At 58.7% G+C, this 17,100-nt stretch carries 18 protein-coding genes and 1 pseudogene; 6 read left to right on the plus strand and 13 right to left on the minus strand.

The window, feature by feature from the left end:
- Nucleotides 1-2: 2 nt before the first annotated feature.
- The 5 genes from J3P90_RS20225 to J3P90_RS20245 all read right to left on the minus strand — a co-directional run bounded on the left by J3P90_RS20225 (nt 3) and on the right by J3P90_RS20245 (nt 3,085).
- Nucleotides 3-515 (minus strand): hypothetical protein, encoded by a 513-nt coding sequence (locus tag J3P90_RS20225; protein ID WP_434675297.1) that lies wholly within the window; start codon nt 513-515, stop codon nt 3-5.
- Between the two features lie 45 nt (nt 516-560).
- Nucleotides 561-911: a phage holin family protein gene (locus J3P90_RS20230; RefSeq protein WP_420764262.1), complete on the minus strand. Its 351-nt coding sequence runs from the start codon at nt 909-911 to the stop codon at nt 561-563.
- Between the two features lie 131 nt (nt 912-1,042).
- Complete coding sequence (locus tag J3P90_RS20235) at nt 1,043-1,687, minus strand: hypothetical protein (RefSeq protein WP_434675298.1); 645 nt, start codon at nt 1,685-1,687, stop codon at nt 1,043-1,045.
- Between the two features lie 19 nt (nt 1,688-1,706).
- Entirely contained in the window at nt 1,707-1,889 is a 183-nt protein-coding gene (locus J3P90_RS20240) for a Com family DNA-binding transcriptional regulator (RefSeq protein ID WP_434611523.1), read from the minus strand.
- 461 nt (nt 1,890-2,350) lie between these two features.
- Nucleotides 2,351-3,085 (minus strand): LexA family transcriptional regulator, encoded by a 735-nt coding sequence (locus tag J3P90_RS20245; protein ID WP_420764450.1) that lies wholly within the window; start codon nt 3,083-3,085, stop codon nt 2,351-2,353.
- A gap of 544 nt (nt 3,086-3,629) precedes the next feature.
- Between J3P90_RS20245 and J3P90_RS20250 the strand changes: the two genes are divergently transcribed.
- The 5 genes and pseudogenes from J3P90_RS20250 (at nt 3,630) to fdxA (ending at nt 8,449) form a co-directional block, all read left to right on the plus strand.
- Nucleotides 3,630-3,983, plus strand: coding sequence for a DUF6124 family protein (locus J3P90_RS20250; protein WP_434609853.1), 354 nt, complete (start codon nt 3,630-3,632; stop codon nt 3,981-3,983).
- A gap of 253 nt (nt 3,984-4,236) precedes the next feature.
- Nucleotides 4,237-4,991 (plus strand): annotated as a pseudogene (locus tag J3P90_RS20255) (zeta toxin family protein).
- The gene (locus J3P90_RS20260; protein WP_186611217.1) at nt 4,988-5,155 is read left to right on the plus strand and encodes a hypothetical protein; all 168 of its coding nucleotides are present in this window, start codon (nt 4,988-4,990) and stop codon (nt 5,153-5,155) included. Before J3P90_RS20255 ends, J3P90_RS20260 begins: the two are co-directional and overlap by 4 nt.
- A 258-nt stretch (nt 5,156-5,413) precedes the next feature.
- Nucleotides 5,414-7,981 (plus strand): DNA mismatch repair protein MutS, encoded by a 2,568-nt coding sequence (gene mutS, locus J3P90_RS20265; protein ID WP_434675299.1) that lies wholly within the window; start codon nt 5,414-5,416, stop codon nt 7,979-7,981.
- A gap of 144 nt (nt 7,982-8,125) precedes the next feature.
- On the plus strand, nt 8,126-8,449 hold the full coding sequence (gene fdxA, locus J3P90_RS20270) for a ferredoxin FdxA (RefSeq protein WP_065886008.1): 324 nt from the start codon (nt 8,126-8,128) through the stop codon (nt 8,447-8,449).
- A 490-nt stretch (nt 8,450-8,939) separates the two neighbouring features.
- On the opposite strand, the gene rpoS is transcribed toward fdxA, so the two are convergent.
- The 8 genes from rpoS to J3P90_RS20310 form a co-directional block, all read right to left on the minus strand.
- Entirely contained in the window at nt 8,940-9,947 is a 1,008-nt protein-coding gene (gene rpoS / locus J3P90_RS20275) for an RNA polymerase sigma factor RpoS (RefSeq protein ID WP_420764258.1), read from the minus strand.
- 106 nt (nt 9,948-10,053) lie between these two features.
- Nucleotides 10,054-10,899 carry a peptidoglycan DD-metalloendopeptidase family protein gene (locus J3P90_RS20280; protein ID WP_420764257.1) on the minus strand — a complete coding sequence of 282 codons (846 nt, stop codon included), beginning with the start codon at nt 10,897-10,899 and terminating at the stop codon, nt 10,054-10,056.
- 226 nt (nt 10,900-11,125) lie between these two features.
- Nucleotides 11,126-11,761: a protein-L-isoaspartate(D-aspartate) O-methyltransferase gene (locus tag J3P90_RS20285; protein ID WP_161796107.1), complete on the minus strand. Its 636-nt coding sequence runs from the start codon at nt 11,759-11,761 to the stop codon at nt 11,126-11,128.
- A 41-nt stretch (nt 11,762-11,802) separates the two neighbouring features.
- Complete coding sequence (gene surE, locus J3P90_RS20290; RefSeq protein ID WP_420764256.1) at nt 11,803-12,552, minus strand: 5'/3'-nucleotidase SurE; 750 nt, start codon at nt 12,550-12,552, stop codon at nt 11,803-11,805.
- The gene (gene truD / locus J3P90_RS20295) at nt 12,540-13,598 is read right to left on the minus strand and encodes a tRNA pseudouridine(13) synthase TruD (protein ID WP_434650105.1); all 1,059 of its coding nucleotides are present in this window, start codon (nt 13,596-13,598) and stop codon (nt 12,540-12,542) included. The genes surE and truD overlap by 13 nt, the downstream gene beginning before the upstream one ends.
- The gene (gene ispF / locus J3P90_RS20300) at nt 13,595-14,068 is read right to left on the minus strand and encodes a 2-C-methyl-D-erythritol 2,4-cyclodiphosphate synthase (protein WP_434562553.1); all 474 of its coding nucleotides are present in this window, start codon (nt 14,066-14,068) and stop codon (nt 13,595-13,597) included. Before ispF ends, truD begins: the two co-directional genes overlap by 4 nt.
- A 44-nt stretch (nt 14,069-14,112) precedes the next feature.
- Nucleotides 14,113-14,958 (minus strand): S-formylglutathione hydrolase, encoded by an 846-nt coding sequence (gene fghA / locus J3P90_RS20305; protein WP_434562551.1) that lies wholly within the window; start codon nt 14,956-14,958, stop codon nt 14,113-14,115.
- A gap of 8 nt (nt 14,959-14,966) precedes the next feature.
- Nucleotides 14,967-16,079: an S-(hydroxymethyl)glutathione dehydrogenase/class III alcohol dehydrogenase gene (locus J3P90_RS20310; protein WP_434609841.1), complete on the minus strand. Its 1,113-nt coding sequence runs from the start codon at nt 16,077-16,079 to the stop codon at nt 14,967-14,969.
- Nucleotides 16,080-16,186: 107 nt separating this feature from the next.
- Here J3P90_RS20310 and J3P90_RS20315 point away from each other — a divergent pair, with 107 nt between their 5' ends.
- Nucleotides 16,187-17,083: a LysR substrate-binding domain-containing protein gene (locus J3P90_RS20315; protein ID WP_420764251.1), complete on the plus strand. Its 897-nt coding sequence runs from the start codon at nt 16,187-16,189 to the stop codon at nt 17,081-17,083.
- Nucleotides 17,084-17,100 lie beyond the last annotated feature (17 nt).

Below are 17,100 nucleotides of genomic sequence, written 5' to 3' on the forward strand. Positions count from 1 at the left end.
GTTCAACCCTCGAGTGCTGTGTATTGATCTGGGTCGTCGATGCTCAAGACTTCCCAGGTTCGCGCGAATTTCGGAATGCCCAACGGGTCATCCAGCAGCGTTGGCCCCAGGTACAGGGCCTGGCTGAAAGAAAGGGTCCAGGCGGTGTATTGCCGCGCCGGATGGATGAATGTTGACGGGAGGCCATCGAGCTCCGTCGGCAGGTCGCATTGATCACCGGACAGCCCCCAGCGGTTATCCATGACCAATTGCTTCAGCTCTGCGGCCAAATCGCAGGCGTCCCATCCCGGAACGGCCATGACCACCTGCAAAGACACCGTCAGCACATGGGCGATACGCCCGTCGTTGGCGCGAAGGCCGGACGCATCGCGCTCAATGGCGATCAGCACCCAAGGTTGGTCGTCGGTGCCGTCGAATTCTTGGGGGCTGCCGATCTTCAAGGCGGGATAAGTGGCGCGCAGCGTCTGGGCAATGGCGAAGAACAGCTGCGACGGTTTTTCGAGGACGGCAGGCATCGAGGCCTCCTTTTTTACGGCGGCACGAAGAACGCCAGTGAGGGATCAATGTGGATCGGAACGGGAATCACGCGGCGGCAGTTCACTCACGCCCATCCGTTTGGCGGCCCAGCGTTCGTAAAGCCCTATGGCCACGTCCGCCCCGGCCATTGCGGTAAGGCAACCGAAGGCACCAGCGGCCCAGATCGACAGGCCCATGGCGTACAACAGCATGATCGCCGAGACGCCACAGACCATGCAGGCACCGGAACGCAGCGCCAGGCGCCGCAGCAGCGACCAGCCACGGGCGCCTTCCTTATCGGCACGCCACATCTCGCCAGTCACCCCGCCCACCAGGGCGAGCACGATGACCAGCCAGATCGGCATGTCCAGCAACGCTTGTTGCTCGTTTGTCATGTCTCGTTTCCTGGGGTGATTAAGATTGGGCGGGGAAGTTGTTTGAAGTGGAATGAGATGTGGATCGGTGCAACCCATTAAGTTGCTAGAAACGGGGTTCAAACATTTGTCGGGTTATTTGAAAGCTGACATCACTTTGTAATCAGCATGTCCACACTGGTCGCATCGCAAGAGTTGTTAGCCTTTCTATCGATGGCCAGATAAAGCGAAGACGCCGGCGTGACGGCGACGTTGTTCAACATGAACGTGGTAGTGCCTCCGTTTGCCAGGCTCCCGGACTGAAGCACCGTGTCGCCCAGGTTGAGCGACCAGCCGACACCGTCCCCGCAAGCGTTATGCAGGTCATTGACCCGGCCCAGTACGTTGATATTGCCGGTGACGGGACTGGCCCAGCGGAAGATGCTCTGGCTGTTGGTACCGGGATGCGTGGCGACATCGCCCTGCTTGAACACGAAGCTGGTGCCCGAGCCGGTGAAGGTGAAGCTTTCATTTGGAATGGAGATCCAAGCGCCCGTCACATCGTCGCGCCAGCATGTCGTTGGCTTGCCACTACAGACCCCGGCCTGAAATGTCGGAAAGAGCGTGTAGTTGGCCGAGGCATTCACGCCCGATTTGTTTTGCATGAACGACCACGGCGAACCGGCCGGTGCGGCTTCGGTCATCAGGTACATGTCCCGGGCCAGGTTCCACGACAGGGCCGTATCAGCCCAACTGTTCAGGGATACGAAGGACGACAAAAACACAGTTGTTAGTAGGGCTTTTTTGAGCAGTTTCATTTTTCTTACCTCGATGATGTCATTGAGTACGGCGTGCAGGGTCTATTCCGCACACTGTTCGCTCGACGGCGTTCACTCGAAGCTCAACGGCCTTCACATGATTCAACGTCCCGCATCGGGAACACTTGATCTGGAGTTCGGTGTTCTCGCCCATCCGGGCCAGAAGTTTTTTACAGTGACCGCATCTGAAATCCTTCAGCATCGAAAGCCCTCCCATTGGCGGCGGTTTGAAGTGCCTCGCGGCAGAGGCATTCCAAAAAGCCCGGTTACCCAGGCTTTTCAGTAATGCGCTTGATCTTTCGGCGCGACTGGCGCGGTACGGATCCATTCAAATTGTTTTTCCGGCCGCGGTCCCTGCCCGCCGGATAACTGCTTCTGGTGCTTTACGCTGCACACCCGGGCCAGTTGCCAACCCTCTGAACCGTTAAGGCCGGTTCATCGCTGCCTGTGGGTAGAACTAAAGAGCTTTGTTGCCAGCCGCTTTGTCGAGCGGCTTGGACACAGAATATGCATGGATGCATATACAGTCAATGCGTAAATGCATTTATTTATGCATGGCAAATGCATCAACGCATGAAGCCCGCAGAAACACTGAGGGTTGCCACTTTTCAGGAGGCGAAAAAAAACCCGCGCGGCGGCGGGTTTTATCTGACAGCGGAGGGGTTAACGGGCGTACATGCCCCACCAGAAGACGTGACCGAGGATGACGATCTGCTCGTCCTGCATTTCCTGGAACGTGTAGTCCTCATCCGGATGTTCATCGCGGTTGAAGCTGCGCAGACGAATGCCAGTGGGCAAGCGGTATAGCTGTTTCACCCGCAGTTGGCCGTTGTGGTTGATGGCGTAGAGGTCACCGTCGACAATGTCGCCGATCCCGCATTTGCCCGCGTTCACCCCAACCGTGGCGCCGTCACGCAGCACCGGCAACATGCTGTTGCCGCGTACCGTCACACACTTGGCCTGGTCGAACTGCACGCCGTTGTGGCGCAGGCTGCGCTTGCCGAAGCGCAGGCTGGAGCGCTCGCTTTCCTCGATGACGAATCTTCCTGATCCAGCAGCCAATTCAACCTCACGCAGAAAAGGAACGGACACCTCGTCTTCCTCGACGGGTGTGTCATCGTCCCACAGGCTTATGTCCTTGAGTTCGGAATGCGGCTCGTCGCGGCGGGCATTGCCGGCGGGCACAACGTCCGCGCGCCCGCGCAACTGGTCGGTGCTCACGGCAAAATATTCGGCGATCTTCGAGATGTGTTTATCCGAAGGGTCGACGATCTTGCCGCTGAGGATCCGCGAGAGGGTGGACTGAGGCACGCCGGTACGCCGGTGAAGCTCCGTGGGGGAGATCCCGTGCTGATCGAGCAATACTCTTAATACAGTAGAAACGTTGCGTTTTTGCATAACGCGCATAATGCTTGTTCTTTTGGCGGAAGACAAATGCTGATTTGCATAAATATGCAATTCCAGCGTCGCGCATTTCTTGTGGCGAGGGAGCTTGCTCCCGCTTGAGTGCGAAGCGCTCACAAGAAGGGTCTGCTGCGCAGCCCAGCGGGAGCAAGCTCCCTCGCCACGGAATTCGTCCTACAAGCCCTTGGGAAAAGGCTTCAAAGGCGTCCTTCAAATGTGCGACCCAAGGCTACGTTTCCTTGCGCCTCTGCCTACAACTACGCCAGAATCCGCCGGCTTGTGCGCCTTGGGGGCCACCGGTACTTTTGATCCTGTCACTGCCCATCAGTGATCGGGTTTAGTAGCCCGGTATTTCCAAGATGTACATCGCTCCATCCAGTCAGGTATTCCCATTCCTGTATTCGATGGTAGCTGTGCGCAGGGCGCCCTCGGGTGCGCCGGTTTCTTGGATCCCCGGTCTACTAACCTGCGTACAGCTGCCACCCACTTCGTTTAGTAGCGAATCGGTGATGGCTCCCACTTCGAGGATCCAAGCATCATGAGCAAGAACACTCCAAATCCCCCAGACGATCACATCTCCCGCACCCAATCGGCCAACGCCAAGAAACTCGACGACGCGGCCACCCGCGCCCTGAACTACTACCTCAAGCCGAAAACCGACAAAGAAACCTCAGAATCACTCGATACGCTCTATGTCATAGCTCCCAACATCGACGCCGAATGCCTGCTCGCCAACCTCAGCGAAACCCTGGCCTCGGCCAACGCCATGGTCAGCGACCTGGCATTCGACCTGAAGGGCTCGCGGCGGAATATCCTGCTGGGGGTTCAACAGATGATCGAGCTGAGCCAGTTGCTGGCGAACCGGGCGTTGGATGTGGTTGAGGTGAGGTAAACAGGTCCCATTAAGCAGAAACATAAATGGCCGTATGTATAGCCATAGTGTTCACTTAAGAAAACGAAGAGCTTGTTGGGGGAGTTCGCTCCGCTGGGCTTGGGAGCCCTCCTTTTTTGTGTGCACTCCGCACTCAAGCAGAAGCAGGCTCCCTCGCCACCGCTTCACCGATTTCCATCATGGACAGCACTGGACACCAATAGGTCGCTTGAGTCCGGCAAACACAGGAATATTAAAAAGGATTAGATTAATGATGGAGGATGCCAACACTCGCAATCAGGAAGTGGCTTTAGCAGATCGAACCGTTTATGAAGACGCATTGCGCTTCGCTCGATCCAATAAAAAAGCAATCGCAAAACGACTTACAGATAAGGAGCTTTATCCACCAGAAGAAGCGCCGGTATCAGTTTTCATGGCGGGTTCCCCTGGCGCAGGTAAAACCGAGGCCTCAATAGCTTTGGTGAATCTCTTTGCGGATACCGCCATTCTACGGATAGATGCTGATGAGCTGCGAAGTGAGTTTCCAGCTTATACGGGAACAAATTCGTGGCTTTTTCAGGGTGGGGTTTCGATTCTGGTCGACAAAATCCTGGATTTCGCATTGGATCAAAGGCAATCGTTTATCCTTGACGGGACGTTTTCCAACATAGATGTTGCAAGACGGAACGTCGACCGCTCATTGAAAAAAGGCCGATTCATACAAATTTTGTATGTCTATCAATCACCTGTGCTTGCCTGGGGGTTTGTCAACGCTCGTGAGGCGGCCGAGGGTAGGAGGATTCACAAAGAGCATTTCATCCAGCAATACTTCGCAGCACGTGACGTCGTGAACGCGCTTAAGCTAGAGTATCAAGGTGATGTCCATGTAGATCTGTTGCTCAAACATATCGACAATTCGGGACGACTTTACAAGGCTGGTGTCGATAAGATTGACTACCATATCCTGAGCAACACACGCGGGCGGACCTAGAGGCCATGCTCGGAGCACCATCAGGAGGGCACCTATGATTTCGATCAAGCTTGGCTTGTCCAAAGGAACCAAGAGCACCTTCGCCGATTTTATTCGTAACGCGAAATCGGACCAAAAGAAGCGTGTTTATAGCGAGGTTTTGACGGAGGCTACCAAGCAGCAAAACCTAGTCATGATGCAGGCCGAGGCGAAACGAGCCTGATGTCAAGACTGGAACGAAGCCCGACCATGTGTCGGGCTTTTTGTTGCCTGGTTTCATACCTCAGGCATATTTCCGCGCCGCATCTAGAAGCGATATCGGAAGGAAGAAGCCCAGCTTCACCAACATCGAAGCACTCATCCCTGGGTAGCATCAGACCGCCCATGTTAACCTTGCGCCCATCGCGGAAAAGCCGGGCCGATGCCCCTCCTTTTGCCTACACCTTTCAACGAGCTTTGCCTGACCCCAATGAATACAGCCGTGAACGACCTGTCCTCCCACACGCCGATGATGCAGCAGTACTGGCGCCTGAAGAACCAGCACCCCGATCAGCTGATGTTCTACCGCATGGGCGACTTCTACGAGATCTTCTACGAAGATGCGAAGAAAGCCGCCAAGCTGCTGGACATCACCCTGACGGCGCGTGGGCAATCGGCGGGCATGGCGATTCCGATGTGTGGGATTCCTTACCACGCAGCGGAAGGTTATCTGGCGAAGCTGGTCAAACTCGGCGAGTCCGTGGTGATTTGCGAGCAAGTCGGCGACCCGGCCACCAGCAAAGGGCCGGTGGAACGCCAGGTCGTGCGGATCATCACGCCGGGCACGGTCAGTGACGAAGCCTTGCTGGACGAGCGTCGGGACAACCTGATTGCTGCAGTCCTGGGCGACGAGCGCCTGTTCGGTCTAGCGGTGCTGGACATCACCAGCGGCAATTTCTCGGTGCTGGAAATCAAGGGCTGGGAAAATCTGTTGGCGGAGCTGGAACGGGTCAACCCGGTGGAGCTGTTGATTCCCGACGACTGGCCCAAAGACCTGCCGGCGGAAAAACGCCGTGGCGTACGTCGTCGGGCACCGTGGGACTTCGAGCGCGATTCGGCGCTGAAAAGTCTTTGCCAACAGTTCGCCACGCAAGACCTCAAGGGCTTTGGTTGCGAAAACCTGACCCTGGCCATCGGCGCTGCCGGTTGCCTGCTGGCCTACGCCAAGGAAACCCAGCGCACCGCCCTGCCCCACTTGCGCAGCCTGCGTCACGAACGCCTGGATGACACGGTGGTGCTGGACGGCGCGAGTCGACGCAACCTGGAGCTGGACACCAACCTGGCCGGCGGACGCGACAACACCTTGCAGTCGGTGGTCGATCGCTGCCAGACCGCCATGGGCAGCCGCCTGTTGACCCGCTGGTTGAACCGTCCGCTGCGGGACCTGACGGTACTGACAGCGCGCCAGTCTTCCATTACTTGCCTGCTGGACCGTTATCGCTTCGAGCAGTTGCAACCGCAGCTCAAGGAAATCGGCGACATCGAGCGGATCCTCGCCCGTATCGGCCTGCGCAACGCCCGTCCCCGTGACTTGGCGCGCCTGCGCGACGCCCTCGGCGCGCTGCCGGAACTGCAAGTGGCGATGACCGACATCGAAGCACCGCACCTGCAACAACTGGCGCGCATCACCAGCACCTACCCGGAACTGGCCGCGCTGTTGGAAAAAGCAATTATCGACAATCCGCCGGCGGTGATCCGTGACGGTGGCGTGCTGAAAACCGGCTACGACGCCGAGCTCGACGAACTGCAATCGCTGAGCGAGAACGCCGGCCAGTTCCTGATCGACCTCGAAGCCCGGGAAAAAGCCCGTACGGGCCTCGCCAACCTCAAGGTCGGCTACAACCGCATCCACGGCTACTTCATCGAACTGCCGAGCAAGCAGGCCGAGCAAGCCCCGGCCGATTACATTCGCCGCCAGACCCTCAAGGGCGCCGAGCGTTTCATCACTCCGGAGCTCAAGGCGTTCGAAGACAAGGCGCTGTCGGCCAAGAGCCGCGCCCTCGCCCGGGAAAAAATGCTCTACGAAGCCCTGCTCGAAGACTTGATCAGCCAGCTCCCGCCGCTGCAGGACACCGCCGCCGCCCTGGCTGAACTGGACGTGTTGAGCAACCTGGCCGAACGCGCGTTGAACCTGGACCTGAACTGCCCGCGCTTCGTCAGCGAACCGTGCATGCGCATCAGCCAGGGTCGTCACCCGGTGGTCGAGCAAGTACTGACCACGCCGTTCGTGGCCAACGACCTGAGCCTGGACGACAATACCCGCATGTTGGTGATCACCGGCCCGAACATGGGCGGTAAGTCCACCTACATGCGCCAGACGGCGTTGATCGTGCTGCTGGCCCACATCGGCAGCTTCGTGCCGGCGGCCAGCTGCGAACTTTCCCTGGTGGACCGCATCTTCACCCGGATCGGCTCCAGCGATGACCTGGCGGGTGGGCGTTCGACGTTCATGGTGGAAATGAGCGAAACCGCTAACATCCTGCACAACGCCACCGAACGCAGCCTGGTGCTGATGGACGAAGTCGGCCGGGGCACCAGCACCTTCGACGGCCTGTCCCTGGCGTGGGCTGCCGCTGAACGCCTGGCTCAACTGCGCGCCTACACGCTGTTCGCCACGCACTACTTCGAATTGACCGTACTGCCGGAAAGCCAACCGCTGGTAGCAAACGTCCACCTCAACGCCACCGAGCACAACGAACGCATCGTCTTCCTGCATCACGTGTTGCCCGGCCCAGCCAGCCAGAGCTACGGGTTGGCGGTGGCGCAGCTAGCCGGCGTGCCGAGCGATGTCATCACCCGCGCCCGCGAGCACCTGAGCCGCCTGGAAACCACCAGCCTGCCCCACGAAGTACCCCGCCCGACCAAAGGCAAACCGGCCGCGCCGCAGCAAAGCGACCTGTTCGCCAGCCTGCCCCATCCGGTGCTGGATGAACTGGCCAAGGTTGACCTGGACGACCTGACGCCACGCCGTGCACTCGAATTGCTTTATACATTGAAGACACGGATCTAACGCACAGGCTTTCAAGCTGTTAGAATCTCGCGCGGTTTGGGATGCTGCTGCCTATTAGCCTGGGTTTGCAGACTATCGCTCCCGAACCCCGCGACCCCTACCGTGAAGGGGCTTCGCCGCAGCCGCCTGAGGAGAGAATTAGAAATGACCTTCGTCGTCACCGACAACTGCATCAAGTGCAAGTACACCGACTGCGTAGAAGTGTGTCCGGTGGACTGCTTTTACGAAGGCCCGAATTTCCTGGTCATTCACCCGGACGAGTGCATCGACTGCGCCCTGTGTGAACCGGAATGCCCGGCGAATGCCATTTTCTCGGAAGACGAAGTGCCAGCTGGCATGGAGAACTTCATCGAGCTGAACGCTGAATTGGCGGACATCTGGCCGAACATCACCGAAAGGAAAGACGCCTTGCCGGACGCTGAAGAGTGGGATGGCAAGCCAGGCAAGATCGCAGACCTCGAGCGCTGATCTTTCCCGCGTCACCAAAGGCCCCTTGCGGGCCTTTTTGCTGGTTGAAAACAAAATCGCAGGCAAAAAAAAGGGGCGGTTTGACCCGCCCACATTTTTTCCCTAATCCCTTTAATCCTATTCATCGTCCTGATGAATCGCATCCTGCGATATCCTTTCCTTCCCATCATCCTTGACAGGTGTGTCTGTCCGTCGACACAGGACTGATATTAGTGTTTTCCCATTTCTGTGCAATGGCCCGCAGGCGTCTTCCTGCCCTCTGTAACAGTTCGTTCACAGAAACTTATCTTGTTTAAAAACAACTAGTTAACTATTTTTCACCGCATTCGTTAGTCATCTGTCCCATTGAAGGAAAACCGAACGCTTACGTAACAGTAGGCAAAGGCTTACAAACTGAAACTACAAAATGGGTAGGACTGGAAAATCAAATGGCCCAGAAACGCAAAAGCCCCGAACCAGTCGGGGCTTTCTCTGCTGCGCTTGGTGAGTGTTATTGAAACAACGATTCGCTCGACAGGCCATTTTTCTCCAGGATCTCCCGGAGGCGCTTGAGGCCTTCGACCTGGATCTGCCTCACCCGCTCCCGAGTCAAACCAATCTCCAGGCCGACATCTTCCAGCGTGCTGCTTTCATGGCCGCGCAAGCCGAAGCGGCGAATCACCACTTCCCGTTGCTTGTCCGTAAGCTCCGAGAGCCACTGGTCGATGCTCTGGGACAAATCGTCATCCTGGAGCAACTCGCATGGATCGGTGGGACGGTCATCGGTCAGGGTATCGAGCAGCGTCTTGTCAGAGTCCGGCCCCAGGGAAACGTCCACCGACGAAACCCGCTCATTGAGCCCAAGCATGCGCTTGACCTCACCCACAGGTTTTTCCAGCAGGTTGGCGATTTCTTCAGGTGAAGGTTCGTGGTCCAGCTTTTGGGTCAGTTCACGGGCAGCCCGCAGATAGACATTCAACTCCTTGACCACATGGATCGGCAGCCGAATGGTCCGGGTCTGGTTCATGATCGCCCGTTCGATGGTCTGGCGGATCCACCAGGTCGCGTAGGTCGAGAAACGGAAGCCGCGCTCGGGGTCGAATTTCTCGACAGCGCGAATCAGCCCCAGGTTTCCCTCTTCGATCAGGTCCAGCAGCGAAAGCCCACGATTGACATAACGTCGGGCGATTTTCACCACCAGGCGCAGGTTGCTTTCAATCATGCGTTTCCGACCGGCCGGGTCGCCACGTTGCGACAGGCGCGCAAAATGAACTTCTTCCTCGGGGGAGAGCAGCGGCGAGAAACCGATTTCGTTGAGGTACAGCTGAGTGGCGTCCAGCGCCCGGGTGTAGTCAATGTACTTATGTTGTTTAAGTGAAGCGGAGTGTTTGGATTTGGCACGAACGGAAGGTGGAGTCGCCCCTTCATCATTCGACATCGAATCCATAGCGATGCCGGTCTCCATAAGGAGAACCTCATCGTCGATGTCAAACTCCGGCACTTCTTTACTGAGAGCCATTGTTATAGTCCTTTGGTGAGTTCGACCTCAAGCTCGAGCGACGCCTTTATCCTTGGCAACGCTGGAGCCTGTTCCCTCTACGTGACGGAACAGGCTGACAACCGAATCAACGACGTGGCAGGAATTGCAGCGGATCTACAGGTTTACCTTGTCGGCGAATCTCAAAATGCAGCTTCACCCGGTCTGTACCCGTTGATCCCATCTCGGCAATTGTCTGTCCGACCTTGACCTGCTGCCCCTCCCGAACCAACAGCCTGCGGTTGTGACCGTAGGCACTGACGTAGGTATCGCTGTGTTTGATGATCACGAGTTCGCCGTAGCCCCTCAAACCACTCCCGGCGTACACAACCGTGCCATCAGACGCGGCTAAAACAGGCTGTCCCAAATCCCCGGCGATATCAATTCCTTTATTCAAACTACCGTTTGAAGAGAATTTTCCAATGAGAACGCCATTAGAAGGCCATCCCCAGCCAGTCGGGGCGGGGCCTGCAGGAGGCATCGGAGCAGGGGCCGGCTTGTTCGCGACGGACGGTACAGCCGCCGGCGCGGCACCCGCCGGACGACGGATAACCGTGGTTTTACTCGAGGAAGAAGGTGTGGAACCGGACTGGGTGACGACCGCCGTAGGCGTTGAACCGCTGCGCCCGTCAAAGCGAATTGTCTGACCTGGGTGGATCGTATAAGGCGCAGGAATGTTGTTCCGGGCCGCGAGGGCTTTGTAGTCCCAGCCGTAGCGAAAAGCGATGGAAAACAGCGTATCGCCACGCCGGACTACATACTGGCCGGTCGTGACCGTTGGCCGTTGCGGTGTCGCATTGTTGCGATCGACCACTCGGACGTTACCCGAAGGCGTGCTGGAACAACCGACCAGCAAGGTACCCAAGAGAAGGCCAGTCACCAGGCGCTTTAAGCTCGTGATACCCATACGCTGCGCAATGACTGTGAGACTCACCCGCCGCTCCCTTTGTGGTGGCTGAAGAAATTCGAAACTGCCTGCCCAGGCAGACATGTTGCCCTATGGCTCGCCGACATTGCGCGTCTATAAAGGAAGCGCAATGGCCGCCCGCACACGTTTGCTCGACGCTGTTTAACGTTATCTGGCAAACCGAAGCCCGGCGAACGGGTGCTGCCGTAAGACACAGTCCGTGTCCTGGAATTCAGCATCCGATCACAAATGCTCAGGCCAACGGCCCGTTGAGCAACGGTACGAAACGCACCGCCCCGAGGACGTGTCGTGAAAAACCGTGCTCTTCGCGCACAATCAACATCAGCTGCTGGACTTCACCCGCACCGACCGGAATGACCAGTCGTCCGCCCGGAGCAAGCTGATCCAACAAGGCCTGGGGGACGTCTGTGGCCACCGCCGTGACAATAATGCCGTTATAAGGCGCCAACGCTGGCCAGCCTTCCCAACCGTCTCCCCAGCGAAATACCACGTTGCGAAGATTCAATTCCACGAGACGTTCCTTGGCGCGATCTTGCAGCACCTTGATCCGCTCCACGGAAAACACACGTTCCACCAACTGCGACAACACGGCGGTCTGATAGCCCGAACCCGTGCCGATCTCCAGCACCTTGTCCAGCGGCCCAGCCTCCAGCAGCAGCTCGCTCATGCGGGCCACCATATAAGGCTGGGAAATGGTCTGGTTATGGCCGATCGGCAACGCCGTGTCTTCATAGGCGCGATGGGCCAGCGCCTCATCGACGAACAGGTGACGCGGCGTGCGACGAATCACCTCCAGCACCTGGGCATTCGACAGCCCTTCTTCGTAAAGCCGCTGGATCAACCGTTCCCGGGTGCGCTGGGAGGTCATGCCAATTCCCCGGCGCAGCATATCGTCTTGTTCACGTGACATCAGTGCAGCCCCTCCAGCCAGCCTTCGAGATGCCTGAAGGCATCGTTGAAGGTTCGATCCAGCTGCAACGGCGTGATCGAGACGTAGCCCTGCATGACCGCATGGAAGTCCGTGCCAGGCCCGCCATCTTCGGCGTCGCCGGCGGCCGCGATCCAGTAGCCGGCCTTGCCGCGCGGATCGACGACATGCATCGGTTTGGCCGCGCGGGCACGATGGCCCAGGCGAGTGAGCTGGATGCCACGGATATGGTCTAGCGGCAAATTCGGGATGTTCACGTTCAGCACCGTGCGCGGCGGCAGGTCCAGTTCGCCGTGGGCCTCCACCAGCTTGCGGGCGAAGTAGGCGGCGGTAGGCAAGTTGTCGACCTGCCGTGAAACAAACGAAAAGGCAAAAGAGGTGTGGTTCAGGAAACGACCTTCCAGGGCCGCGGCAACCGTACCCGAATACAGCACATCGTCCCCCAGGTTTGCCCCCAGGTTAATACCTGAGACCACCATGTCCGGCTCGCGCTCCAACAGGCCGTTCAGGCCCAGGTGCACGCAATCGGTCGGCGTACCGTTGAGGCTGATGAAACCATTGTCCAGATAGCAAGGGTGCAACGGACGATCGATCGTCAGCGAACTGCTGGCGCCGCTTTTGTCCTGGTCCGGGGCGATCACCACGCACTCGGCAAAATCCGCCAGCGCAGCATAAAGCGCGGCAAGACCGGGTGCTGTCACCCCGTCGTCGTTAGAAATCAGAATACGCATGGGTTGTCCGTCTGCCCTGCAGGCACCAGATCGACGAGTTCGCGCACCAAGACAGTGGCGAAACATCCGGCCGGCAGGACGAATTCCAATTGCAGAATGTCCAGCGAGGGATAATGCCACGACAGCCCGCCAATGGGCAGCCGCAGGATGCGACGTTCGTGACTCATCCCCGCGTTTATCAACCAGTCGCGCAGGTCCGCCTCGCTCTGGGCGACGGCCTGCTCTAATTCAAAGACCACGCCAGCGGCGGGTGAAGGGCCTTCGCCCCATTGGGGACCGGTCGGGTGCAGATCGAGAATCGCCAGGCGCGGATCGCTGCATTCAGCCTCCCCGGCCGGGAAAAAACTGCGGCTGTCGGTGAAAGCCAGCAGATCGCCCACCTGGGCGTGTTGCCAGGTACCGTCGGCCACTCTGGCCGCCAGCACTTTGTTGAAGAGAAAACTGCGGGCCGTCGACAGCAGGCGTGAACGCACGTTGCGCTGTTCCGGCAAGGCTTTGCGCGCCGCCCATGCACGAGCATCGACAACATTGCCACCTTCGTGGCCGAAGCGCTGGGCGCCGAAATAGTTAGGGATGCCCTGGCGAACAATTTGTTGCAGGCGTGCCTCGATCGCCGCTTTGTCGCCTGTGAACTGGGTCAGGCGCAAGGTAAAACCGTTGGCCGAGTGCGCACCGCGCTGCAGCTTGCGCCTGTGGCGGGCGGTCTTGAGGATTTTCAGGGTGTCGTTTTCGGCCGCCGACAGGTCCGGGTCGGCCTTGCCTGGCAATTGCACGCTGAACCACTGACGAGTCAGTGCCTGGCGATCCTTGAGTCCGGCGTAGCTGACCGTGCGCAGCGGCACGCCGGCGGCCTTGGCGATACGCCGGGCAGCCTCCTCGGTGTTCAAACCGCGTTTTTCCACCCAGATCCACAAGTGCTCTCCATCGCCGGTCAACGGAATGTCGAGCACTTCATCGACCTGGAAATCCTCCGCCGTGGCTTTCAGTACCGCGCTGCCCAACGACTCGCCATAGGCCCGTGGCCCCAGTAGTTCAAGTTCGGTCATGAGCGCAACAACAAGGCAACGGAATGGACGGCTATGCCTTCTTCCCGACCGACGAAGCCCAGCTTCTCGGTGGTGGTGGCCTTCACGTTCACCTGGTCCAGGTCTACCTGGAGATCTTCGGCAATCCGCTGGCGCATCGCTTCGATGTGCGGCGCCATCTTTGGCGCCTGGGCAACGATGGTGTTGTCGACGTTGCCCACTTTCCAGCCCTTGGCATGGATCAAGGAAACCACGTGACGTAGCAGCACACGGCTGTCGGCGCCCTTGAATCGCGGGTCGGTGTCAGGGAAATGCTTGCCGATATCGCCCAGGGCGGCAGCGCCGAGCAAGGCATCGCTCAAGGCGTGCAGCAACACGTCACCATCAGAATGCGCAAGCAGCCCGAAGCCGTGTGCGATCCGCACGCCGCCCAGAGTAATGAAGTCGCCTTCAGCAAAACGGTGAACATCGTAGCCGTGGCCAATACGCATAAAAAAAACGCCCCGATTTTTGTCAGGGCGTGATTCTACCTGCATTAGCCGTTCAGGGCGCGTGCATGATGTTGCAAGTGTTCATCGATGAAGCTGGCAATGAAGAAGTAGCTGTGGTCATAGCCGGGTTGCAGCCGCAGTTCCAACGGGTGATCGGCCGCCTTGGCCGCCTGTTGCAAGGCTTCGGGCTTGAGCTGGTTGGCGAGGAAATCATCGCGATCACCCTGGTCCACCAACAGCGGCAGCTTTTCTCCCGCTTCGGCGATCAACGCGCAGGCATCCCATTCGCGCCATTTCGAACGGTCTTCCCCAAGGTAGCGGGCGAACGCTTTCTGTCCCCACGGGCAATCCATCGGATTGTTGATCGGAGAAAAGGCCGACACCGAACGGTAACGCCCGGGGTTGCGCAAGGCGCAGACCAGCGCGCCATGACCGCCCATGGAATGACCGCTGATGCCACGCTTATCCGAAGCCGGGAAATGCGCTTCGACCAACGCCGGCAATTCCTGCACGACATAGTCATGCATCCGATAGTGTCGCGCCCAAGGATCCTGCGTGGCGTTCAGATAGAACCCTGCCCCCAGGCCGAAGTCCCACGCACCGTCCGGATCACCGGGCACTTCGGCGCCACGGGGGCTGGTGTCCGGCGCGACGATGATCAAGCCCAACTCGGCGGCCATGCGCTGGGCGCCGGCCTTTTGCATGAAATTTTCGTCCGTGCAGGTCAAGCCGGACAACCAGTACAGCACCGGCAACTTACCGCCCTGCTCCGCTTGCGGCGGCAGATACACGGCGAAGACCATGTCGCAACCCAGCACTTCGGAACGGTGCCGGTAACGCTTGTGCCAGCCGCCGAAGCTCTTCTGGCAGGAAATGTTTTCCAGGCTCATGACCGACCTCAGAAATGAATAACGGTACGGATGCTCTTGCCTTCATGCATCAAGTCGAATGCCTTGTTGATGTCCTCCAGGCCCATGGTGTGAGTGATGAAGGTATCCAGCGGGATCTCGCCCTTTTCAGCCATGTCCACGTAGCTCGGCAGTTCGCTGCGACCGCGCACGCCGCCAAACGCCGAACCGCGCCAGACGCGTCCGGTTACCAGTTGGAACGGACGGGTGGCGATCTCCTGGCCGGCCCCGGCCACGCCGATGATCACCGATTCGCCCCAACCTTTATGGCAGCATTCCAGGGCGGCACGCATCAACTGCACATTGCCGATGCACTCGAAGGAAAAGTCCACGCCGCCGTCTGTCATGTCGACAATGACTTCCTGGATCGGACGGTCGAAATCTTTCGGATTGACGCAATCGGTGGCGCCCAGCTGCTTGGCGATTTCGAACTTGGCCGGGTTGATGTCGATGGCGATGATGCGCGCGGCCTTGGCCTTCACGGCACCGATCACGGCCGAAAGCCCGATACCGCCCAGGCCGAAGATCGCCACGGTGTCACCCGGCTTGACCTTGGCGGTGTTCAACACGGCGCCGATGCCGGTGGTAACGCCGCAACCCAGCAGGCAGACCTTTTCCAGGGGCGCATCTTTCTGGATCTTCGCTACGGAGATTTCCGGCAGCACGGTGTATTCAGAGAACGTCGACGTACCCATGTAGTGGAAAATCGACTCGCCCTTGTAGGAAAAGCGCGAAGTACCGTCCGGCATCAGGCCTTTGCCCTGGGTGGCGCGGATGGCCTGGCAGAGGTTGGTCTTGCCCGACTTACAGAATTTGCACTGGCCGCACTCCGGGGTGTACAGCGGGATCACATGGTCACCCACCGCCACCGATGTCACACCCTCGCCGATGGCTTCGACAATGGCGCCGCCTTCATGGCCAAGAATCGAGGGGAAGATCCCTTCCGGGTCAGCGCCGGACAGCGTGTAGGCATCGGTGTGACAAACGCCCGAAGCCACCACGCGCAACAGCACTTCGCCCGCCTTGGGCATGGCCACGTCGACTTCAACGATTTCCAGGGGTTTCTTGGCCTCGAAGGCAACGGCAGCGCGTGACTTGATCATCCGGATACTCCAGCAAAATAAAACGAGACAAGGAGTGTAATCCTATGCCGGAAACTGAATAATCCAGCCGAAAGCAAAACATTATTGCCATATAGGGATAATCAGCCATGTCAGACAACCGCTGGGAAGGCATCGATGAGTTCGTGGCTGTGGCCGAATGCAGCCAGTTCACCGCCGCAGCCGAACGTCTCGGTGTGTCGTCTTCCCATATCAGTCGACAAATCGTACGGCTTGAGGAGCGCCTGCAGACACGCTTGCTTTATCGAAGTACCCGTCGGGTAACGCTGACCGAAGCCGGGCAGACCTTCTTGCAGCATTGCCAGCGCTTGCAGGATGGGCGCGAGGAAGCATTGCGGGCCGTCGGTGATCTTGCCAGCGAACCCAAGGGCATGCTGCGCCTGACCTGTGCCGTTGCCTACGGTGAACGGTTCATCGTGCCATTGGTGACGCGGTTCATGGGGATCTATCCACAGTTACGGGTGGACATCGAGCTGAGCAATCGCGCGCTGGACCTGGTGCATGAAGGCCTGGACCTGGCGATTCGCCTCGGCCGCTTGCAGGACTCACGGCTGGTAGCCACGCGCCTGGCACCGCGGCGGATGTACCTTTGCGCTTCGCCGTCCTACCTGGAACGTTATGGTCGGCCCCATAGCTTGTCGGAACTGAGCCGCCACAACTGCCTGATCGGCAGCTCCGACATCTGGCAACTGGAGCAGAACGGCCGGGAATTTTCCCAGCGGGTGCAGGGAAACTGGCGCTGCAACAGCGGGCAAGCGGTGCTGGACGCTGCGTTGCAAGGCGTGGGGTTGTGCCAGTTGCCGGATTATTACGTGCTGGAGCATCTGCACAGCGGTGCGTTGATTTCGTTGCTGGAAGCCCATCAGCCCCCAAACACGGCGGTATGGGCGCTTTATCCGCAGCAGCGACATCTGTCGCCGAAGGTGCGCAAGTTGGTGGATTACTTGAAGGAAGGGTTGGCTGAGCGGCCGGAGTATCGGGGGTAACGCTGGTTTTATATTGC

It is taken from the genome of Pseudomonas sp. D3-10, from assembly GCF_051132175.1.
GTDB lineage: Bacteria > Pseudomonadota > Gammaproteobacteria > Pseudomonadales > Pseudomonadaceae > Aquipseudomonas.

Excerpts from the sequence above, each read along its gene's own strand:
- J3P90_RS20250 (WP_434609853.1), top strand. The coding sequence starts at position 3,630 with ATGAGCAAGAACACTCCAAATCCCCCAGACGATCACATCTCCCGCACC.
- J3P90_RS20225 (WP_434675297.1), bottom strand. The coding sequence starts at position 515 with ATGCCTGCCGTCCTCGAAAAACCGTCGCAGCTGTTCTTCGCCATTGCC.
- J3P90_RS20235 (WP_434675298.1), bottom strand. The coding sequence starts at position 1,687 with ATGAAACTGCTCAAAAAAGCCCTACTAACAACTGTGTTTTTGTCGTCC.
- surE (WP_420764256.1), bottom strand. The coding sequence starts at position 12,552 with ATGCGTATTCTGATTTCTAACGACGACGGGGTGACAGCACCCGGTCTT.
- fdxA (WP_065886008.1), top strand. The coding sequence starts at position 8,126 with ATGACCTTCGTCGTCACCGACAACTGCATCAAGTGCAAGTACACCGAC.
- J3P90_RS20285 (WP_161796107.1), bottom strand. The coding sequence starts at position 11,761 with ATGACCTCCCAGCGCACCCGGGAACGGTTGATCCAGCGGCTTTACGAA.
- truD (WP_434650105.1), bottom strand. The coding sequence starts at position 13,598 with ATGACCGAACTTGAACTACTGGGGCCACGGGCCTATGGCGAGTCGTTG.
- ispF (WP_434562553.1), bottom strand. The coding sequence starts at position 14,068 with ATGCGTATTGGCCACGGCTACGATGTTCACCGTTTTGCTGAAGGCGAC.
- J3P90_RS20310 (WP_434609841.1), bottom strand. The coding sequence starts at position 16,079 with ATGATCAAGTCACGCGCTGCCGTTGCCTTCGAGGCCAAGAAACCCCTG.
- J3P90_RS20245 (WP_420764450.1), bottom strand. The coding sequence starts at position 3,085 with ATGCAAAAACGCAACGTTTCTACTGTATTAAGAGTATTGCTCGATCAG.
- J3P90_RS20240 (WP_434611523.1), bottom strand. The coding sequence starts at position 1,889 with ATGCTGAAGGATTTCAGATGCGGTCACTGTAAAAAACTTCTGGCCCGG.
- J3P90_RS20230 (WP_420764262.1), bottom strand. The coding sequence starts at position 911 with ATGACAAACGAGCAACAAGCGTTGCTGGACATGCCGATCTGGCTGGTC.
- rpoS (WP_420764258.1), bottom strand. The coding sequence starts at position 9,947 with ATGGCTCTCAGTAAAGAAGTGCCGGAGTTTGACATCGACGATGAGGTT.
- fghA (WP_434562551.1), bottom strand. The coding sequence starts at position 14,958 with ATGAGCCTGGAAAACATTTCCTGCCAGAAGAGCTTCGGCGGCTGGCAC.
- J3P90_RS20315 (WP_420764251.1), top strand. The coding sequence starts at position 16,187 with ATGTCAGACAACCGCTGGGAAGGCATCGATGAGTTCGTGGCTGTGGCC.
- J3P90_RS20260 (WP_186611217.1), top strand. The coding sequence starts at position 4,988 with ATGATTTCGATCAAGCTTGGCTTGTCCAAAGGAACCAAGAGCACCTTC.